Source organism: Neochlamydia sp. EPS4, assembly GCF_000813665.1.
In the GTDB taxonomy this organism is placed as follows: Bacteria; Chlamydiota; Chlamydiia; order Chlamydiales; family Parachlamydiaceae; genus Neochlamydia.
Window position 1 is genome coordinate 1 of sequence record NZ_JSDQ01000077.1, and the last position, 16,692, is coordinate 16,692.

The 16,692-nt window shown below is 38.1% G+C and carries 14 protein-coding genes; 6 read left to right on the forward strand and 8 right to left on the reverse strand.

Annotated elements, in window-relative coordinates:
- The coding region (locus tag DB42_RS07815; protein WP_044882487.1) for a DUF294 nucleotidyltransferase-like domain-containing protein at positions 1-2,273 on the reverse strand (2,273 nt) is incomplete at its 3' end.
- A gap of 561 nt (positions 2,274-2,834) precedes the next feature.
- On the opposite strand from DB42_RS07815, the gene DB42_RS11310 reads away from it, so the two are divergent.
- From DB42_RS11310 to gatB, 4 genes are all read left to right on the forward strand, one after another.
- Complete coding sequence (locus tag DB42_RS11310) at positions 2,835-2,981, forward strand: hypothetical protein (protein ID WP_155117477.1); 147 nt, start codon at positions 2,835-2,837, stop codon at positions 2,979-2,981.
- A gap of 423 nt (positions 2,982-3,404) precedes the next feature.
- Entirely contained in the window at positions 3,405-3,704 is a 300-nt protein-coding gene (gatC, locus tag DB42_RS07825; RefSeq protein WP_044882489.1) for an Asp-tRNA(Asn)/Glu-tRNA(Gln) amidotransferase subunit GatC, read from the forward strand.
- Positions 3,705-3,722: 18 nt separating this feature from the next.
- The gene (gene gatA, locus DB42_RS07830) at positions 3,723-5,180 is read left to right on the forward strand and encodes an Asp-tRNA(Asn)/Glu-tRNA(Gln) amidotransferase subunit GatA (RefSeq protein WP_202965082.1); all 1,458 of its coding nucleotides are present in this window, start codon (positions 3,723-3,725) and stop codon (positions 5,178-5,180) included.
- Between the two features lie 10 nt (positions 5,181-5,190).
- Positions 5,191-6,651, forward strand: a complete 1,461-nt coding sequence (gene gatB / locus DB42_RS07835) for an Asp-tRNA(Asn)/Glu-tRNA(Gln) amidotransferase subunit GatB (protein ID WP_044882490.1) — start codon at positions 5,191-5,193, stop codon at positions 6,649-6,651.
- 410 nt (positions 6,652-7,061) lie between these two features.
- Here gatB and DB42_RS07840 read toward each other — a convergent pair whose 3' ends face one another.
- Complete coding sequence (locus tag DB42_RS07840; protein WP_044882491.1) at positions 7,062-7,466, reverse strand: hypothetical protein; 405 nt, start codon at positions 7,464-7,466, stop codon at positions 7,062-7,064.
- A gap of 120 nt (positions 7,467-7,586) precedes the next feature.
- Between DB42_RS07840 and DB42_RS07845 the strand changes: the two genes are divergently transcribed.
- A complete protein-coding gene (locus DB42_RS07845; RefSeq protein ID WP_042243667.1) occupies positions 7,587-8,093 on the forward strand; it encodes a SycD/LcrH family type III secretion system chaperone in 507 nt (168 codons plus the stop codon).
- Between the two features lie 41 nt (positions 8,094-8,134).
- Here the strand turns inward: DB42_RS07845 and xerD are convergent, their stop codons facing one another.
- From xerD to DB42_RS07870, 5 genes are all read right to left on the reverse strand, one after another.
- The gene (xerD, locus tag DB42_RS07850; RefSeq protein WP_044882492.1) at positions 8,135-9,037 is read right to left on the reverse strand and encodes a site-specific tyrosine recombinase XerD; all 903 of its coding nucleotides are present in this window, start codon (positions 9,035-9,037) and stop codon (positions 8,135-8,137) included.
- Between the two features lie 3 nt (positions 9,038-9,040).
- On the reverse strand, positions 9,041-9,547 hold the full coding sequence (locus DB42_RS07855) for a hypothetical protein (RefSeq protein WP_044882493.1): 507 nt from the start codon (positions 9,545-9,547) through the stop codon (positions 9,041-9,043).
- Between the two features lie 18 nt (positions 9,548-9,565).
- Positions 9,566-11,179, reverse strand: a complete 1,614-nt coding sequence (locus tag DB42_RS07860; protein WP_193365288.1) for a glucose-6-phosphate isomerase — start codon at positions 11,177-11,179, stop codon at positions 9,566-9,568.
- Positions 11,180-11,361: 182 nt separating this feature from the next.
- Complete coding sequence (locus DB42_RS07865) at positions 11,362-12,408, reverse strand: hypothetical protein (RefSeq protein ID WP_044882495.1); 1,047 nt, start codon at positions 12,406-12,408, stop codon at positions 11,362-11,364.
- A complete protein-coding gene (locus DB42_RS07870) occupies positions 12,405-13,082 on the reverse strand; it encodes a tRNA (guanine(46)-N(7))-methyltransferase TrmB (protein ID WP_042243653.1) in 678 nt (225 codons plus the stop codon). The genes DB42_RS07865 and DB42_RS07870 overlap by 4 nt, the downstream gene beginning before the upstream one ends.
- Positions 13,083-13,310: 228 nt before the next feature.
- Here DB42_RS07870 and DB42_RS07875 point away from each other — a divergent pair, with 228 nt between their 5' ends.
- The gene (locus tag DB42_RS07875) at positions 13,311-14,201 is read left to right on the forward strand and encodes a methionyl aminopeptidase (protein WP_044882514.1); all 891 of its coding nucleotides are present in this window, start codon (positions 13,311-13,313) and stop codon (positions 14,199-14,201) included.
- A 125-nt stretch (positions 14,202-14,326) separates the two neighbouring features.
- On the opposite strand, the gene DB42_RS07880 is transcribed toward DB42_RS07875, so the two are convergent.
- Positions 14,327-16,381, reverse strand: coding sequence for a hypothetical protein (locus DB42_RS07880; RefSeq protein ID WP_044882496.1), 2,055 nt, complete (start codon positions 16,379-16,381; stop codon positions 14,327-14,329).
- Between the last annotated feature and the right edge of the window lie 311 nt (positions 16,382-16,692).

The window sequence follows — 16,692 nt, forward strand, 5'->3', positions numbered from 1 at the left end:
TTATTTAAATTACCTTGATTTTTATAAATGATTCCAAGTAAATACAAGATTGCAGCGTCTTTCGGACTTTCTTTTTTGGCTAATTTATAATATTTTTTTGCCTCTTCTTGTTGATGAAGTCTCCAAGCTATATCACCTAGAATCTGTGGTGAGTTATCCTCCAAATCGGAAGATTTAAGACTATCTTTATGACCTTCTAAAAATTTTTGCAGAGCATTATAAAAAGGAATAAAAATACGGTAAATCTTTTTTATCTTTTCTAATAATTCAGGATCTACAGCAAACTGTTTTTTGATAAGTTCAGGATCATCAAATTCAAAGGGTTTAATCAGTGGATTCATCCTCTCTTGTTGCCCTTGATAATGAGAGTAGGTCTTAAGGCGCATAAATAGCACTATATTCATCCATTCTCTTAATTTTTCAGTAGCGCCATTCGTTATAACTCCTAGCTCTTTTAATTTATCAATCCTAATAAAAGTATTGGAAGCCGATACTTTTTTAAGAAGTGCCAGCCGATCCAATGCCAAGTGAAGAAAGCGATAAAAATCATTTTTAACTTGGAAAAGCATACCTTCTCTATCTGGATCGCCGATTCCTGGATAAAAAGCTTTCATATCAGCTAGCACTAGATGTTGCTTGGCTAAGTATTTCCGAAGGTTGAGTCCTTCTTGATAAAATGTATTGAGCTTTTCTTGAATTTTTCCATCATACGTTTTAGTTAATTCCACATTGCCTAGCAAATGAGTAAAATTTAGAAGCTCCATGGGAAGATGGGGTTCTTTTTCATGCCACCATTTTCCATGTTCATCTTCAGCAATATATTGCGCCATTTGTTCAGGAGTTTGGATAAGCTCGAATGTTGTACCATTGCCAAAAGGAGTTTTACAACCTTTTCCTTCTACTCCTGCTCCATCGAAGGCAAAGCCCCTTGGTGTAATGCCATCAAAAAAACTTATGGCTTTTAAACAAGGAATATTTAAAGCAGGAAGGATAGTTTCTCCTAAATTGATGACTTTTAAGTGAATTAAAGTGGTCAAGCGCTTAAAGTAGTCTCTATTTTCTGGATTATCCGTTTGCATGAGAATGCCAAATTCTAGATCAGAATAAAGAGTCATCTCTTGTCTAGCGAGGGAACCAAATCCTATCATAGCATATTCACAAGATGCAGGGCCTAGAGTTTCAATCGACTGCTCGACAAGAAGTCCAAAAAAAGCCTTTATACCTTGAGCAATCTTACCGTAAAGATTTCTCACTTGTTGGAAAGAAGGAGTTTTTTGCAGGCGTTGAATTTTCTCCTCTATTTCCTCTCTAAACTCTTTCAATGCTTTGCGATTATCCTCAAATTGTTTCTCTATCATCACAGCGTCTAAGGGTTTGCCCTTACAAGCTCTAACAAGTAAATTGTGGACTATGACAAGCCTATTCCTGATAATTTTTTGTTGCTCCCGAGAAGCGAGGTGTAAGGCATAGTTGTAAAGCCCAGCGGCCTGCAAAAGAGCTTCGAATGTTCCTTTAACCACATAAACATCACCTAATTTTTCTATGCAAAAGCTTTCTTGAATATGTTCATTCTTTTGAATAGCTAGCTTTAAAGCTAGCATGTAAGCTTCTTCCATTTCTTCTAGGCGAGTTTCGGGCAAAGGATTATTATTTTCATCAATAGAATGAATGATTTTTTCTAGATACCTGGCAATTTTATCAAGATATCCTGGCAATTTATGAGGATGATAATGTGTCAACAACTGCGCCTTAGTAGGTAGGTGCTGCTTAAACACACGGGCACAACTTCTTGCCTCAAGTATCTTTCTTAATTCATCATCATTTAAACTACTAAAAGAAAGAAAAATTCGTTGAAAAATTTCTAAGGGTAGAGTAGCTAAAGGATTAGATGGATCAAATATTGCTCGTGTAGCATCCTCATTCAAATCCTGTTTAATTATTGAAAATCTTTTATTTTTAGTTGTTTTAACTCCTATCCTACCTTGTATATGAGGATGAAAAGAATCATTTCCTTCTGAAACAACATAATGTGTTAACAGGTGCATCTTACTAGGCAGATGTGGCCCAATCGCACGGGCACAGCTTCTAGCCATTTCTGTTAACTTATCATCATTTGAACTCCTAGCAGTACCTATCTTTACTCGCACAGCTCCGGTAATAGTAGTGGCAGGATCGTGCCACAAAAATTCAAATGTTTGACATTGATTCCATTGACTTGGGGAATAACTTAAAGAATTAGCTTGCAGGCTCTCTTTAGGGAAGTTAATGTTCATTTTTTGGCTCTTTGGAGGGTTGTTTGCGGTGGATTCGGTTGTTTAGACATTTTTTTGCAAAATCAAGTAAAAACTCTACCTTTTTAAGGTCTATTCGGTATAACATTAATTATCTTTGTTCACAATTTAATTCAAATTCTAGGTAGCTTAGAGTTTCAACGGCCATATTGGCTTTACGCCAGGGGGTTCTGATGAAAATTATTTAACAAACGCCTTGCCTAGCAATCCTCTCAAATAATCAGGTGCATAAGTGGCACTTCGTCTAGACTGAGCAATCCCTCGTTGTGAATCAATAGTTCTTTTTATGTTAACGGCTACGCGTCTGATCTGTAATAGATAAGACCTAATCTGACATTTGTGATAAAAATAAAGAAAACACGATTTATAAGTCACGAAGCTTGAAGCCCTGTCGCTCATTAAAAGTGATAGCAGGAAAGTTGAAGTGAGCGACTTAAACCAATAAGGAGTGTCAAAATGTCAAATTTAGCAACTCATCAAAAAGCTATAAAAATAAACTTGGTGTTTTAAAGCTAGCTGAAACATTAGGAAATGTACCTTAAGATGAATGAGTATAATAACGAGAGAACACATACAGGAAAGTATTGTTTTGGCAATACGCCTTTACAAACATTCTTAGATGCTAAATATCTTGCGCAAGAAAAGATGTTAGATAAGTTACAACTGATAGAAATAGTACCTGCCAGTTAACTCATGTTTGTCAGGTCAAGTACTGTCTAGAGCAAACCAACTGACTAGTCGCTCAAAATCCATCCAAGCATCTTTATTCTGCTTAAAAAGCTAATTTTCTTCTTTTAATGCTTTAAAACCCTATCTTGAAGGCTGCATCCTGGTCTAAAACTCTTAATTTTTAGTCAATTTTCATTCTCACTAAAAAAATGCTTAGATTTTCATTTTTTTAGGCTAGCAATAAAAGAAAATTCAAAATTTTCCTTTCGAGAATGGAGGTAATGAAGAGATTTTTTAAGTTAATTCAGGTCCAATCAGATAGATAGGAAGACGGGATCATAATTTTCTCGAGATGATCACTACTCACCTGCAAATTTTTTAGCTTCTGTTGCATAATAAGCAGACTCTCATTATTATAAAGCGATTCATTTCAGGAGCTATAAAATGGCACATATTGACAAAGATACTATTCAGAACCTAATGGCTTTAAGTCGCATCGAGTGTACTGAAGAACAAAAAGAAGTGCTGCTTAACAATTTAAAAAAAATTATTGGCTATTTCGAGCAATTGAATGAAATCAATACCGATGATGTGCCACCTTGTGATCATGTTCTTGCCGATACGCATAATGTGATGAGAGAAGATGTGCCTGGACCTACCTTGCCTCGTGAAAAGTTCTTATCCAATGCTCCTGCGCACATTGGAGGAATGATAAAAGTTCCTACCATCATTAAGCAAAACTGATTATCTGAAGGAAGGACAATGATACACACACTGACCGCATGTGAAATTAAAGATAAGTTTTTAAAAGGAGATCTTACAGCGCTAGCTGTTACGGAAGCTTTTTTAAAGCGTATCGATCAATATGACAGCCAGATTGGAGCTTTTCTTACTGTATTTAAAGAGCGTGCGATTGAAAAAGCTAAGCAGCTAGATAAGAAGAAAGCTTTAGGGGAAAAATTAGGAAAGCTTGCGGCTGTTCCCATGGCTATCAAAGACAACATTCATATTAAAGAAGAAATTTCTACCTGCGCCTCTAAATTCCTCGTTAATTATCGTGCTCCCTTTGATGCTACTGTTGTTCGCCTTTTGGAAGAAGAAGATGCGATTCTTTTAGGCAAGACTAACATGGATGAATTTGCGATGGGCTCTTCTAATGAAAGCTCTGCTTTGCAAAAAACTTATAACCCCTGGAACTTAAAATGCACACCCGGTGGCTCTTCAGGTGGATCTGCTGCAGCTGTTGCTGGACGCTTATGTCCCCTTGCGCTAGGTAGCGATACAGGAGGATCTATCCGCTTGCCCGCCTCCTTTTGTGGAGTCGTGGGCTTTAAACCTACCTACGGAAGAGTTTCTCGTTATGGATTAGTCGCTTATGCTTCTTCCCTGGATCAAATAGGCCCTTTTGCTACCAACACGCGAGATGCCGCTTTAGTGATGGAAGTGATTGGAAAGCACTGTGAAAAAGATTCTACCAGCTTACCCGCTGGAGCGGACGATTACCTTACGAAGATGAATAGTGACATTAAAGGAAAAAAGATTGGAGTGCCTTGGCATTTTCTAGACACTCTTGCTGCCGAGCCTAAAAAAGTCTTTAACAGTTCTTTAGAAGTTCTAAAAAGCTTAGGGGCTGAAATAGTAGAAATAGATCTAAGTATTTTAAAGTATTCTTTACCTGTCTATTACATTCTGGCCACAGCCGAAGCTTCTACCAATTTAGCACGCTTTGATGGAGTGCGCTATGGCCACCGTTCTAGCCGCGCTCAAACCTTAGAGGAAATCTACGATTTTTCAAAAAGTGAGGGCTTTGGAGAAGAAGTGAAGCAAAGAATTCTTTTAGGCACCTTCGTACTTTCCTCTGGTTATCAACAGGCCTACTATAAAAAAGCACAAAAAATTCGCACATTAATTATACAAAGTTATCAAGAAGCTTTTAAAAGATGTGACTTGGTGGCTAGCCCCGTTAGCCCTTTTGCGGCATTTGAAATAGGATCGATTAAAGATCCTATACAAATGTATCTAGAAGACATCTACACCATAGGTATTAACTTAGCAGGCCTTCCTGCCATCAGCATTCCTGCCGGTTTTTCTACTGAGGGAAAACCTATGGGCTTGCAATTAATAGGCCCTCAAAAAGATGAGGTAGGTGTTTTCCAAGTCTCCCACGCCTTCGAAAAGGCTACCGCCTATCATATGCACATGCCTGAACTAGTGAAATAGGAGAAATTCAATGACGCAGCATACTAACTGGGAAGCCGTAATTGGTCTTGAAATACATGCCGAGCTTAACACCAAAACTAAACTGTTTAGCGTAGCTCCCAATCATTTTGGCGATGAACCTAACACAAACATTACAGAAGTCTGCACAGGCCAGCCAGGAGCTCTACCCGTACTTAATAAGGAGGCCGTTCGAAAAGCCGTGCAATTTGGATGTGCCATCAATTCTACTATCGCTAAATTTAGCAAATTTGATCGCAAATCCTACTTTTATCCTGATAGCCCTCGCAATTTTCAGATCACGCAATTTGAGCAGCCTATTGTATTGGGAGGAACCGTTATCGCCGAAGTTAACGGGATAGAAAAAACTTTTGCTGTCAACCGGGTACACTTAGAAGACGATGCAGGCATGCTTAAACATTTTACCAATTTCGCTGGTGTGGATTATAATCGCGCGGGTGTTCCTTTGATTGAAATTGTTTCTGAACCCTGCATTCATTCGGCCGATGAAGCTGTAGCTTATGCATCAGCTATAAAAGCCATTTTACAATATATTGATGTTTCGGATTGCAACATGGAAGAGGGCTCGTTACGCGTAGATGCAAATATTTCCGTACGCCTGAAAGGAGAAACGGAGCTTCGTAATAAGATTGAAATCAAAAACATGAATTCTTTCAGCAATATGCATGTAGCTATTGAATGCGAAATTAAACGCCAAATCTCTGCCTACATGAAGCACCCTAACACCCCTTACCACCAAATTATCCAACAGTCCACTTATCGATGGGATCCGGAAAAAAAAGAGACGGTCATTATGCGCCGCAAAGAGCGAGCCGATGACTATCGCTATTTTCCTGAACCTGATCTTGTGCCTATTGTTTTGACCGATAGCTATATCGAGGAAGTACGCCAGTCATTACCGGAATTGCCTTTACAAAGAGAAAGGCGCTATGTAGCTGAGCTGGGTCTTTCTCCTCATCACGCCTTTGTTTTAACGCAAGATAAGCCGATAGCTGATTACTTTGAGAAAGCTCTTAAAAATTGCTCAAATGCACGCAACCTTTGTAATTGGATCATTGTAGAATTTGCAGGAAGACTTAAAGATTCGGGTAAAAATCTTTTAACTCTTGGTATTCCTCCCATTCAGCTAGCCAAGTTAGTAAACATGATTGACAAAGGAACGATCACTGGAAGAATAGCTAAAACTGTGGCTGATCAAATGGTGGCTCAGCCCCAAATGGATTGTGAAAAAATCGTAGCTGATAATCCTGATTTTAAACCGGTGAGCGATCAAGGGGAAATTGCAGCTATTGTGGATAGAGTATTAGCGCAAAACCCCCAATCTATTGCTGATTTTAAAGCAGGTAGAGAAAAAGCATTTGCTTTTTTAGTGGGCCAAGTGATGAAAGAGACTAGAGGTAAAGCGGCACCCACGGTAGTAAACGAGATGCTCAAGCAGCGTATAAATTCCTAGATAATAAGCTAATAGGCTTGTCAAAACCTTCTATTTTCTGGCTTTATTCTTTTAAATTTATTTTTAAATGTTTAAGGGAGAAAAGCTTAAAAACTAGGCACTCTTCTTATAGAGCTTGTAGGTGAGAAAATTAAATAAAAACGCTCGAAAAATTATAAGCTCTACTTAAGATATAGGTATTCACTTAAAATCCATTCAAACAAACTCTTCCTTTTTCGTTGGAGTTCAAGCCCGCTAAGGAAATAAGTAATAGACAACCTCTTCGCTCGTTTTAATTATTTCCAGCATTAAAAAATTTGTGCAAAAATTTTTATCTTGTAGCAATCTTTTTTCTAAAGCTACTCCAATTAAAAGGGAGTGGATAAAAAGAAAAGCAGGACTCTTAGAATCCACCTTTAAGCTTTAGATATTTAAGCTTTATAAAGCATTTTTTCATTAGCTTTTTTAGAAAGATAACTTCCTAATGAAGCTTGCCAAATGACTGCAGCAGTAGCAAGAAAGACAGGCAGCACCAACATGCCTATCCCCCAACAGCCGATAATTACAGGCACGGAATAAGCGGATAGAAATACTTTAATCCTGTTTACAGCCTTGTCTATCGATTTACTAAAAGCTATCCCTATTACTAATGAAATAAAGCACATTCCAGGATTGGTAGCAAAAAGAGCTATGGTTAATAAGCTAATAAACACAACGTTAGCCACTTCTTTCACTTTGGAAAAAGTCTGAGAAGCTTTCTCTCGCCATGCAGAATTAACGGGCAGATGAATAGATCCTCTATCACTCTTCAAGTCGACAGATGCTAACGTCGTCATATAAACCTCTTTTTTATTGAGGAAGTATTATGCTAAATCAGAAGATAAGAAACAAGCGTGAAATGTTTTATTGACAAAGTGAAGAAGAAATTCATAATATCAGCCCCAACGGGGTTAAAAATGGAAAGCGACGACATTGGTGAATTTAAAATAACTAAAAAAGTTAAAATGAAGCTTAAAAATAAAAAGCTTCTTAAAAAGCAACTTGCCCAAGGTAAAACTGCTCAGCAAATTTTAGAATTTAGCGATGAAACCATGGCTAAATTCTATGGCGCTGCCTATCGCCTATTCGACCATCGCCGCTATGTGGAAGCTGCTCAAGCTTTCTTATTCCTAGTCACTCTTAATCCTTATAACCATGAGTATTGGGTGGGGCTAGGGATGTGCTCACAACTCAATAAAGATTACGAAGCTGCTATCGATGCTTATGAAATGGCAGCTATATGCCGTATTGATAACCCTGTGCCCTATTTTTATTTAGCTAAATGCCTCTTTGCTCTGCATGATAGAGAAAGTGCCCTGCAAGCACTAGATTTGGCAATAGAATATGCCTCCAACCATCCTGAATTTTTAGAACTTCAGCATCATGCCGAAAATGCTAAACGGCTTTTACTTAAAGATATATAAATATTATTTTTTTTATATTCTCTTACGCTTTTAATATTTAATTAAGCCCGAGGGTGAAATTCATCAAAGCTTTTTTGTAAGCGAGAGTTGCTTATCTGCGTATATCTATCCGTACTACTGATACTTGCATGCCCAAGCATTTCTTGGATAACGCGTAAGTCAGCACCATTTTCTAATAGATGAGTGGCAAATGAATGTCGAAGAGAATGAGGGGATATATTTTTAAGGATGCCTGCCTTTTTCATATATGTTTTGATCATCCTCCATACACTCACCCGATCGATAGGTTTTCCCCGATTAGAAACAAATAATTCTTTAGATTTTTCGCTCTCTGCTAATGAGCGATAATGATGAAGATAATGATCGACAGCTTGGATAGCTTTAAATCCTATAGGAACTAAACGTTCTTTCTTTCCTTTACCCATCACACGTACATATTCATCATCCACATCATAAATTTTCAAACTACAAACTTCAGAGACTCGCAGTCCGCATGCATACATAATTTCTAGCATAGCTTTATCTCGTGAGCCTTGTAAAGTCTCTACATCTGGAGCTTCTAATAATCTTTCAATTTCTTCGTAGGAAAGCACTGTAGGGATAAGCTGCCAAGCTTTAGGTGTAGCAAAATATAAGGAGAAATTGGTTGGCAAATTCCCTTCTCTTTTTAAAAATCGACATAATACTTTAATGGCGATGAGATTGCGTACAATACTTGAACTAGCATATCCTGCAGCTTGTAGAGAGGCCACAAAATCCATCAAATGTTCTTCATCGACCTGTTGTATAGCAGTCAAGCCTTTCTTTCTTATAAAAGCAAAGAATGCAGCTATATCTCGCTGATAAGCTTCTATAGTATTTACAGCTAACCCTTTTTCCGATCCTATGTAGCTTAGAAAATCTTCAAAAATAGTATCCAAGAGACTAAAAGAGGATTTCTGCATGGCTTAACGCGATAACTTTTCGGCAATTTTTACTTGAAGAGCTTCGATGTCGCTAGAGCTCAACGGCTTTCGTTTAACAGCCCACATCTCTTCTGTAGCTGCCACCTCATAAATAGCGACAACAGATCCATCCTCTTGCGGCAGCTCTTGCCTTAAATAAATAATTTTTCGTCGCGCTAGATAAAGTGCCAATATGAATGCTTCTGCCCATTCTTCTTCAGAAGGAGATTGTAATAAGTTTTTCAATAAATAAAAGGCTTTTTCATCACGTGTTTTAAAAGATATTTCTTCCTTTTCTTTTTTCGAAACGACCTTAGCTTTCCAAGCCGTTTTAGCCCTAGTGCTAAAATCTTCTTTAGCAAATTTTTCCCAACAAGCTAAGCAAAAGTCTTTCCTCTGGTATCCTTCTTCTTGAAAAAGCAAGATCGAATAAAATTCCATCTCTGGAATCAGAGGTTCGTTGCCATGCATACAATGCGCCGCACGTTTGGGAATCTCTATTTTCAACATATTTTTCTCCCTAGGACACTACAAAGTCTCTAAATGGCGGATCATTGCCTCGCCTAAAGCAAACTCAGATTTTTCGCCTATTCCTCTTTTAAAAGAAAATTGATCAATAATTTTATTAGCTAAAATTTTACCCAATTGCACTCCCTCCTGATCAAAGGAATTAATCCCCCAGATAAATCCTTCAAAGGCCACTTTATGCTCGAAGTAGGCAAGTAATGAGCCTAAAATGTGGGGTGTTAACTGACGGGCTAAAAGAATATGAGAAGGCCTATTGCCAAAAAAGCTTTTATTCATATTGTCAGGATTTTTTTGGCCGGCTGCTAAAGCTATGGCTTGCGCAAAAAGATTAGCTAGCAGCTTCTCTTGAGAATAAGTGCCTTTATACAAAAAATCTTTTTTATGCTGAGATTCTTTAAAACCAATAAATTCCACAGGAATGGGAGCTGTTCCTTGATGAATAAGCTGAAAAAACGAATGTTGGGCATTGGTACCTGGCTCCCCCCATATGATAGGCCCTGTCTGGAAGCTAACTTGATTGCCTCTTCGATCGGTATGTTTCCCGTTAGATTCCATGTCAAGCTGTTGAATATGAGCAGGAAAACGTGATAAAGCTTGAGAGTAAGGAATAAGCGCCACGGTAGGATGCCCTAAAAAATTTCGATTCCAAATGCCTAATAAGGCTCCTAATAAAGGCAGATTATGCTTGATACTTGGATTTAAAGCCACCTTATCCATCGCATTGGCGCCTCTGAGTAGCTCCCAAAACACTTCAAATCCAAAGGCAAAAGAAAGCATCACCCCCCCTACCATTGAGGTAGTAGAATAACGTCCTCCAATCCAATCCCAAATGTAAAAGCTTTCTAGATATTGATGGGGATTATCCATAGGGCTGCCACGACCTGTGACAGCGATAAAATGATTACGAGGATGAAGGGAAGCTTTTTGGAAGTGTGAGCGAACAATTTCTTCATTCGTTAATGTTTCAAGGGTGGTCCCAGATTTTGACACGCAAACCACTAACGTAGTAGACAGATCTACATTTTTAAGAACCATGGCTGCATCATCGGGATCTACATTAGAAATAAAATGCACTTTTCGGCCCTTTTTCTGCAAAGGCTGCAAAGCTATATAATGAGCTTTAGGTCCTAAATCTGAACCTCCAATACCAATCATGATTAAATCTGTAAAGCGCTGGTCTTTATCAATTTTATTGATAAAATGCTGCAGCTTATCGATCTCTTTTTTAGCCTCTTTTGTTGCTTCACAGGCCTCTTTCGCTTGATTAGGAGCCTCAAAAAAATCTCTTACCGCGGTATGCAAAACCTTTCTATTTTCACTGGGAAAGCCTTCGATTTTATTAACAACTTCACCCGCCTGCATCTTTTTCATTTCTTGTAGTACGCCTGCTTCGCGTGATAGCTCCACCAAAGCCTGCATAACCTCTTCTGTCACCTGCTCTGTACCATACAAAAATTTTATGCCACAAGCTTCAGCACTAAGCTGCTGCAAGCGAGCTGGAGTTAAGAGATGTGGATCCGTTAAGTCGCAAGGATGCTTGGCCAGTTCCTTTAACTTGGCAGTAGCAAGAAAGCGATCAAATGACCGACTGTTCACACAACATTTTTCTACCATAGACATAAAAAACCTCATCTGAATAGGATAGCCTTGTTATAACCGATGAACAATAAATGATGAAGGGCAAACTTAAGATTTATCAACAAAATTTTATTACATTTTGTGACATGAAAAGGAAAACTAAAATTCTAAGCTTTTCCCTTATCCAAAACCTTAATATAAAAGGGTGTTAGGCTGTCTTACTGGCCATCTTTATTATTCATCATGCTAAAAAATCCTTTTTCACTTTTTACATAAGGGATTTCTTTTGCTAACCCTAGGGAAGGGCCCACCGTAATGACTGTCCCCCCGGCAGCACAAAAGCCTTGCAGGTTGCGCTTCCCTTGCCTTGTTAAGCTGGGGGAAATGACGACTAAATAGTCTAGCCCTTCCCATTCATGAAGGAGATAATTTTCAGGGATAATATTAAAAGCAACTTCTTTATTTAATAAATCGTGTAAGATGTCTTCTAGCTCTTGATAAGTTTGTTGATCTCTCCACTGATAGTGAGGAAGGCAAACACCTATAGGTGCAGGCTTAAAATTAAATAAGTGAGGAAGCTTACTATTTTCAATGATCAGATGTAATCTACCCCATCGTTCTCGATGGGTAAGCTGAACTTCTAAACTTAAACTTAGCGATAGATCTTTATTTAAAATAGCAAAGATAGGCATCTCATCGGGCATTCGATTGGCTAAAAGTGTTAAATATTCTACTCCCACCTCGCGTGCAAATAAGGCTTGAGAGGTAGAAAAGGGTAATTGATCATTCTCATTACCCCTCGTAGTTTTCCACTCTCTATAATTAGATTGCAGCTCATCATCCCAGCTCATTTGAGATTTAAAGTTTACGGGCCCTCGGTAGATGTTTACCCCCAAGGTTTGATCTTTAAATTTATTCCATAAATTATCCCGAAAGTGCTCAAGAGAAAGAAGCAGAGATAAAAACTGGGTTTGATTAGATAAGGGAAACTCTAAACGATCAAATAAACCTAAGTCTAGGTCCCAAAAAAGTAGAAAGCCTTCCTTCGAATAATTTTCTGCCACCTTTTCTATTTTTTTCCAGTCAAGGCTTGCTGTCACTTTACCATCTAATTTAAGGGAAATGACATTATAGCCAGCAGGAATTTCTTCATCCTCTGCTTGCCATTCATAAAGATTAGGATTAAAAATTTTTCCTTGGTAATAAAAGTAAGGTTTATCCCAAACTAGCCTTTCTGTATCTTCAGAAATATCCTCGGTATTCATTTCTTGATAAACCTATGATAGCGAATCATTTTACCTTTTGAACGCCAAAGTTCCTCAAAATAAGAAGTGCCATAATCGACTTCTTCTGTAGAAAAGTAGGGAGAGGGATAGTAAGATTTAAAATCTGAGGCTGACAAGAAGACTTGAATCGCCTCTTGCGAGTAGCTTATATCATCCGTAACAAAAGTGAGAGCTTTATCTGTTTGCATCACCCGAGCTAATTCATGGACAAATTGAGGCTGTATTAAACGGTGCTTAGCATGTCGCAATTTAGGCCAAGGATCCGGAAAGTTGATGAACACGTTAGCAATACTAGCTGAAGGAAAATAATTGCTAGTGGCCATTAACCCTTCTCCACAAACCACAATCAGATTTTTGAGTGAGCAATTTTTAATTTTAGACCAGATTTTTCGCACACGGGTAAATTTTCTTTCAATGGCTACCCAATTAAGATGAGGATGAGCCCCTGCTTGTGCTACTATCCAAGCTCCATTTCCACTGCAATATTCTAAATTGACGGGTTGCTCATTACCAAACAGCAAAGGATGGGACCATCCGGGAAACTCAAAATGATTTTGAGCAAGATGCCTATCGGGTAAGTACCAAACGCCATCATGGATGGTAACCTTTCTATCATTTTTAGGAAAGGGTGGTATCAAATCAGCAGGTTTCATAATTCCAATATTTTTTGAAACACGTTAATATAATCTGCCATCAAAGTATGCAGCCAGGGTTACATCATTTCAAGCCGCGTAAATAGAAAACGGCTTTAAGTCAATCGATCCTTCATCTATAATGCTTAAGAGGGAAAAAGAAAGCCCTTTTAAATTTTACTTAAAATAAGATATATCAAATCTGCCAAAAAGTCTACTGCTTATCTTTGTGGATTAAGGAACTCTATGATCGGTCGAAATAATGAATGTTGGTGTAAAAGTGGTAAAAAATGGAAAAAATGCCATTTTCCTCATCTCGATCCTAAGTTAAAAGAAACCGAACATTCCCAATTTTTAAGGAAAGAATATTTAAAAAGGTACAATATTATCCTTAAAAACGAGCAGGAAATTAAGGGAATACGTAAAGCATGTCATCTAGCTTCCTATATTCTAGAAGAAACCTGTAAAATAGCTAAAGCGGGCATTACCACCCTGGAAATCAATGATTTTGCGCATCAGTTGCATTTAGAGATGGGAGCCATCCCTGCTCCTCTTCACTATGGACATCCACCTTTCCCTAAAAGTATTTGTACTTCTCTTAATGAGGTCATTTGTCATGGAATTCCTAATAAAATCCCTTTAATGGAGGGAGATATATTAAATATTGACGTCACCTGCATTTTTGAAGGCTACTATGGCGACTGCAGCAAGATGGTTAGCATAGGTAAAATCTCAGAAGAAAAACAGTTAGTCATGGAAGTAGCGTATGAATGTTTAAAACGCTCTCTTGCTATTTGTAAACCTGGGGTGGAAATCAAAGAAATTGGTAATGTAATAGAAGCTTATGCGCGCTCACATCACTGTTCTGTTGTCCATCAATTTGTAGGACATGGGGTAGGAATAAACTTTCATGAAAACCCCCAAATTCCTCATGCCTATAATGGAAGCCAGATCCCTTTGGCACCGGGGATGATATTTACCATCGAGCCTATGATTAATGCAGGGGTTCAAGAGGCGATAATCGACCAAGAGGATGAGTGGACAGCTCGCACTAAAGATGGTAAAGCGAGTGCTCAATTTGAGCATACTTTACTTATTACTCATGAGGGGCATGAAATTTTAACTAACTGGCAAAGGTAACTGTTTTTAATTTTCCTCTAACATTCCCTTTTCCTTTATATACCTAATCTCGTTTGCGCCTATGGAGACTCAGCAGCTAGAGCAAGTGGAGCTAGTTTTACCTTTTTCTATAAGCACAAAAAAATTTATAAGCTAAGCTTAGTAATAATCTCGTTTAAACTCTCTACCTCTAGATAATAAGTTTTTTCTAAACTATCCAATTGGTTTTGCATTTTAATGATATGTTGCGTTAAGTGTTGCGCATAAGGGTCTACATTAAACTGCTCTTTTTCTTGAATAAGCAGTTGTAGTTGAGAAATTTTTTCTTCCGCATAAAAAAGCTTTTGCCTGGTGTGCTCTAAAACAGTAGATTTATCATTAAATTGCTCTTTCAGCTGTAAGTACATTCCCTCAGCACGGCGTCTTAAAGCATACTCCTCATGAGGTGTGGGTGTAGGCTGAAGGATCAGCTTTTGTTCTTTATCCTTGCTGGCATGCTGCTTAGCATCTTCCTCTGCCTTTTCTATCGCCAGGCGGACTGCCTTAAGCTCCTGCATGTTTTCCTTTAAAGCTTCTTCTAACCGCGCTTTTTCCTGCTCAAGACCCTTAAACTGTTGGACCTCATCTTGAAGCTTTGTAAGAGCAGATTTTAAGCTTATCTTTTCCTGGTGCAAGTCTTCTATTTGGTTGGCCCATTTTTCTTGTAGATCTTGATAGGCTATTTTCTCTTCCTGAAGCTGAGTTAGTTCTTTTTCATGCGTTTGTAAATCTTCTAAAGCACTCTGTAGGCTAAATTGTATATTAAATATCTCTTGATCTTTGGCGTTAATTAGCTCGCTAAGGCTTTGAGTTTCACTCTTATGGTAAAGCATACAATCTTTAAGCTCATTTTGCGCTTGCTGCAGCAGCTTTTTTACTTCAAGAGAAGCTTTTTTTTCTTCTTCCAGTTCTTTACAAGCTTCCTTTTCATTAAAACTTTTAAGCTCTAGCTCTTTTTGTAGGAAGTGTACTGTATCCTTAGAACGCTCAATTTCTTGCTTGGCAAGTTCTATCTCTTGGGTAGCTTGTTCAGATCGCTTTTCTAGCCAAGAGCTTTTCTCTTCAAAATCTTTTAGTGCCTGAGAAAGAGCCTCAATCTGCTCTTCAAAATGTTGAATTTCTAGCTGATGTTGGCTTTTTAACTTTTCTATATTTTCTGCAGAATGACTATCGAGGATGCCCGCACCCTTTTCCAGCTCTTCATGGGCTTCTTGAAGCTGATCTTTTATATAGAGAATTTCTTTACGTTTTTCCAAAAGCTCATCTAGCATACGCTCATTTCTAACCGCTTGATTATTCAGCTCTGCAGTGAGTAAATGCACCTCTTTCTTAAAAGCTTGAGCCTCTTGCTTAGAATTTGTTAACTCCTCTGTAAGCATTTCTAATTGTTTATTTGCGCTTTGCATGTCCGCTTGATATTGCAGCCTAAGCTTTTCTAAGGGAGGTTCATCCTGCATAAGCTTGAGTGCTTCTGTTCGCGTAGCTAGCTCTTTATTAACTTCAACAAGTTGATCGCTAAGCTGCAGCACTTCCCCACGCTTTTCCAGCAGCTCTTGTAATAGCTGCTCCTCTTTAAAAGATCTTATTTCAAGTTCATGTTTAATAGCTTGGGCATCAACCTTATATTTTTCACTTTCTAGCTTAACCTGCTCAATCTCCGCTTGAGAGCTTTTTAAAAGAGCGTCTAGATGATTATTTTTCTGCTGTGAGTGGTAGAGTTCTTGAGAGATTTTCTCTATCTTTTCTTGAGCATTTTCTTTTACATGCTGGCTTTCTAACGTCCCCGTTTCAAGCCTAAAGACGCCTTCTTCTGTAGCAGAATAGGGAGATTGAATCCCTTGTATAAGAACTAAAGCAGTATCATAGCTGTAACTGGTGATAAAAAAAGTAAGTAAAATGGAAAGAGTAATCCCCCCATACCACAACGGAGAATTAACTATTATCGGATGATAGAAAGAGAGCAAAAATGCTAATGAAAAACCCGCTAAAAGGAGGCCGCCTCTTTTTAAATACCAGCAAACAGGTAACCCTAAAAGAAGAGTAAAGGCTAACAAGGGTGTGAGTGGAGTGGGACGTAAGAGCATGATGAAAAGGGTAGCTAGGGCTAAGAGTGGACCTACCACGCTCCATAGAAAAAACTGACGTTCACGCGTTAAGTTCATTACTATTACAAAAATGCTCTAAAATCAATTAATAGGGTCAACCTTATAACAAACTCATCAAAATGTAAAGTAGTAAGTGTGAGAGTCTGCTTAATAAAAGGGAGCTTGACTGCTGTAACCTGAATTTAATCAGTAAAGGCAATAGGGAAACTAGATATTTTTATTGGCGATGAAAAATTCTGCAGACTTAAAGTAGAAATCTGTTGGTAGAATATTAAACAAGGATATTACTTTTCCTTTCACTAAAAAGAGCCCTCACTCCATAAAAATATATGCTACAGGATAAAAAAATGCTTTTAGGTACGCTTATT

Coding starts and splice junctions, on each gene's coding strand:
- DB42_RS11310 (WP_155117477.1), top strand. CDS start 2,835: ATGAATGAGTATAATAACGAGAGAACACATACAGGAAAGTATTGTTTT.
- DB42_RS07860 (WP_193365288.1), bottom strand. CDS start 11,179: ATGGTAGAAAAATGTTGTGTGAACAGTCGGTCATTTGATCGCTTTCTT.
- DB42_RS07845 (WP_042243667.1), top strand. CDS start 7,587: ATGGAAAGCGACGACATTGGTGAATTTAAAATAACTAAAAAAGTTAAA.
- xerD (WP_044882492.1), bottom strand. CDS start 9,037: ATGCAGAAATCCTCTTTTAGTCTCTTGGATACTATTTTTGAAGATTTT.
- DB42_RS07855 (WP_044882493.1), bottom strand. CDS start 9,547: ATGTTGAAAATAGAGATTCCCAAACGTGCGGCGCATTGTATGCATGGC.
- gatB (WP_044882490.1), top strand. CDS start 5,191: ATGACGCAGCATACTAACTGGGAAGCCGTAATTGGTCTTGAAATACAT.
- DB42_RS07880 (WP_044882496.1), bottom strand. CDS start 16,381: ATGAACTTAACGCGTGAACGTCAGTTTTTTCTATGGAGCGTGGTAGGT.
- DB42_RS07870 (WP_042243653.1), bottom strand. CDS start 13,082: ATGAAACCTGCTGATTTGATACCACCCTTTCCTAAAAATGATAGAAAG.
- DB42_RS07840 (WP_044882491.1), bottom strand. CDS start 7,466: ATGACGACGTTAGCATCTGTCGACTTGAAGAGTGATAGAGGATCTATT.
- DB42_RS07865 (WP_044882495.1), bottom strand. CDS start 12,408: ATGAATACCGAGGATATTTCTGAAGATACAGAAAGGCTAGTTTGGGAT.
- gatC (WP_044882489.1), top strand. CDS start 3,405: ATGGCACATATTGACAAAGATACTATTCAGAACCTAATGGCTTTAAGT.
- gatA (WP_202965082.1), top strand. CDS start 3,723: ATGATACACACACTGACCGCATGTGAAATTAAAGATAAGTTTTTAAAA.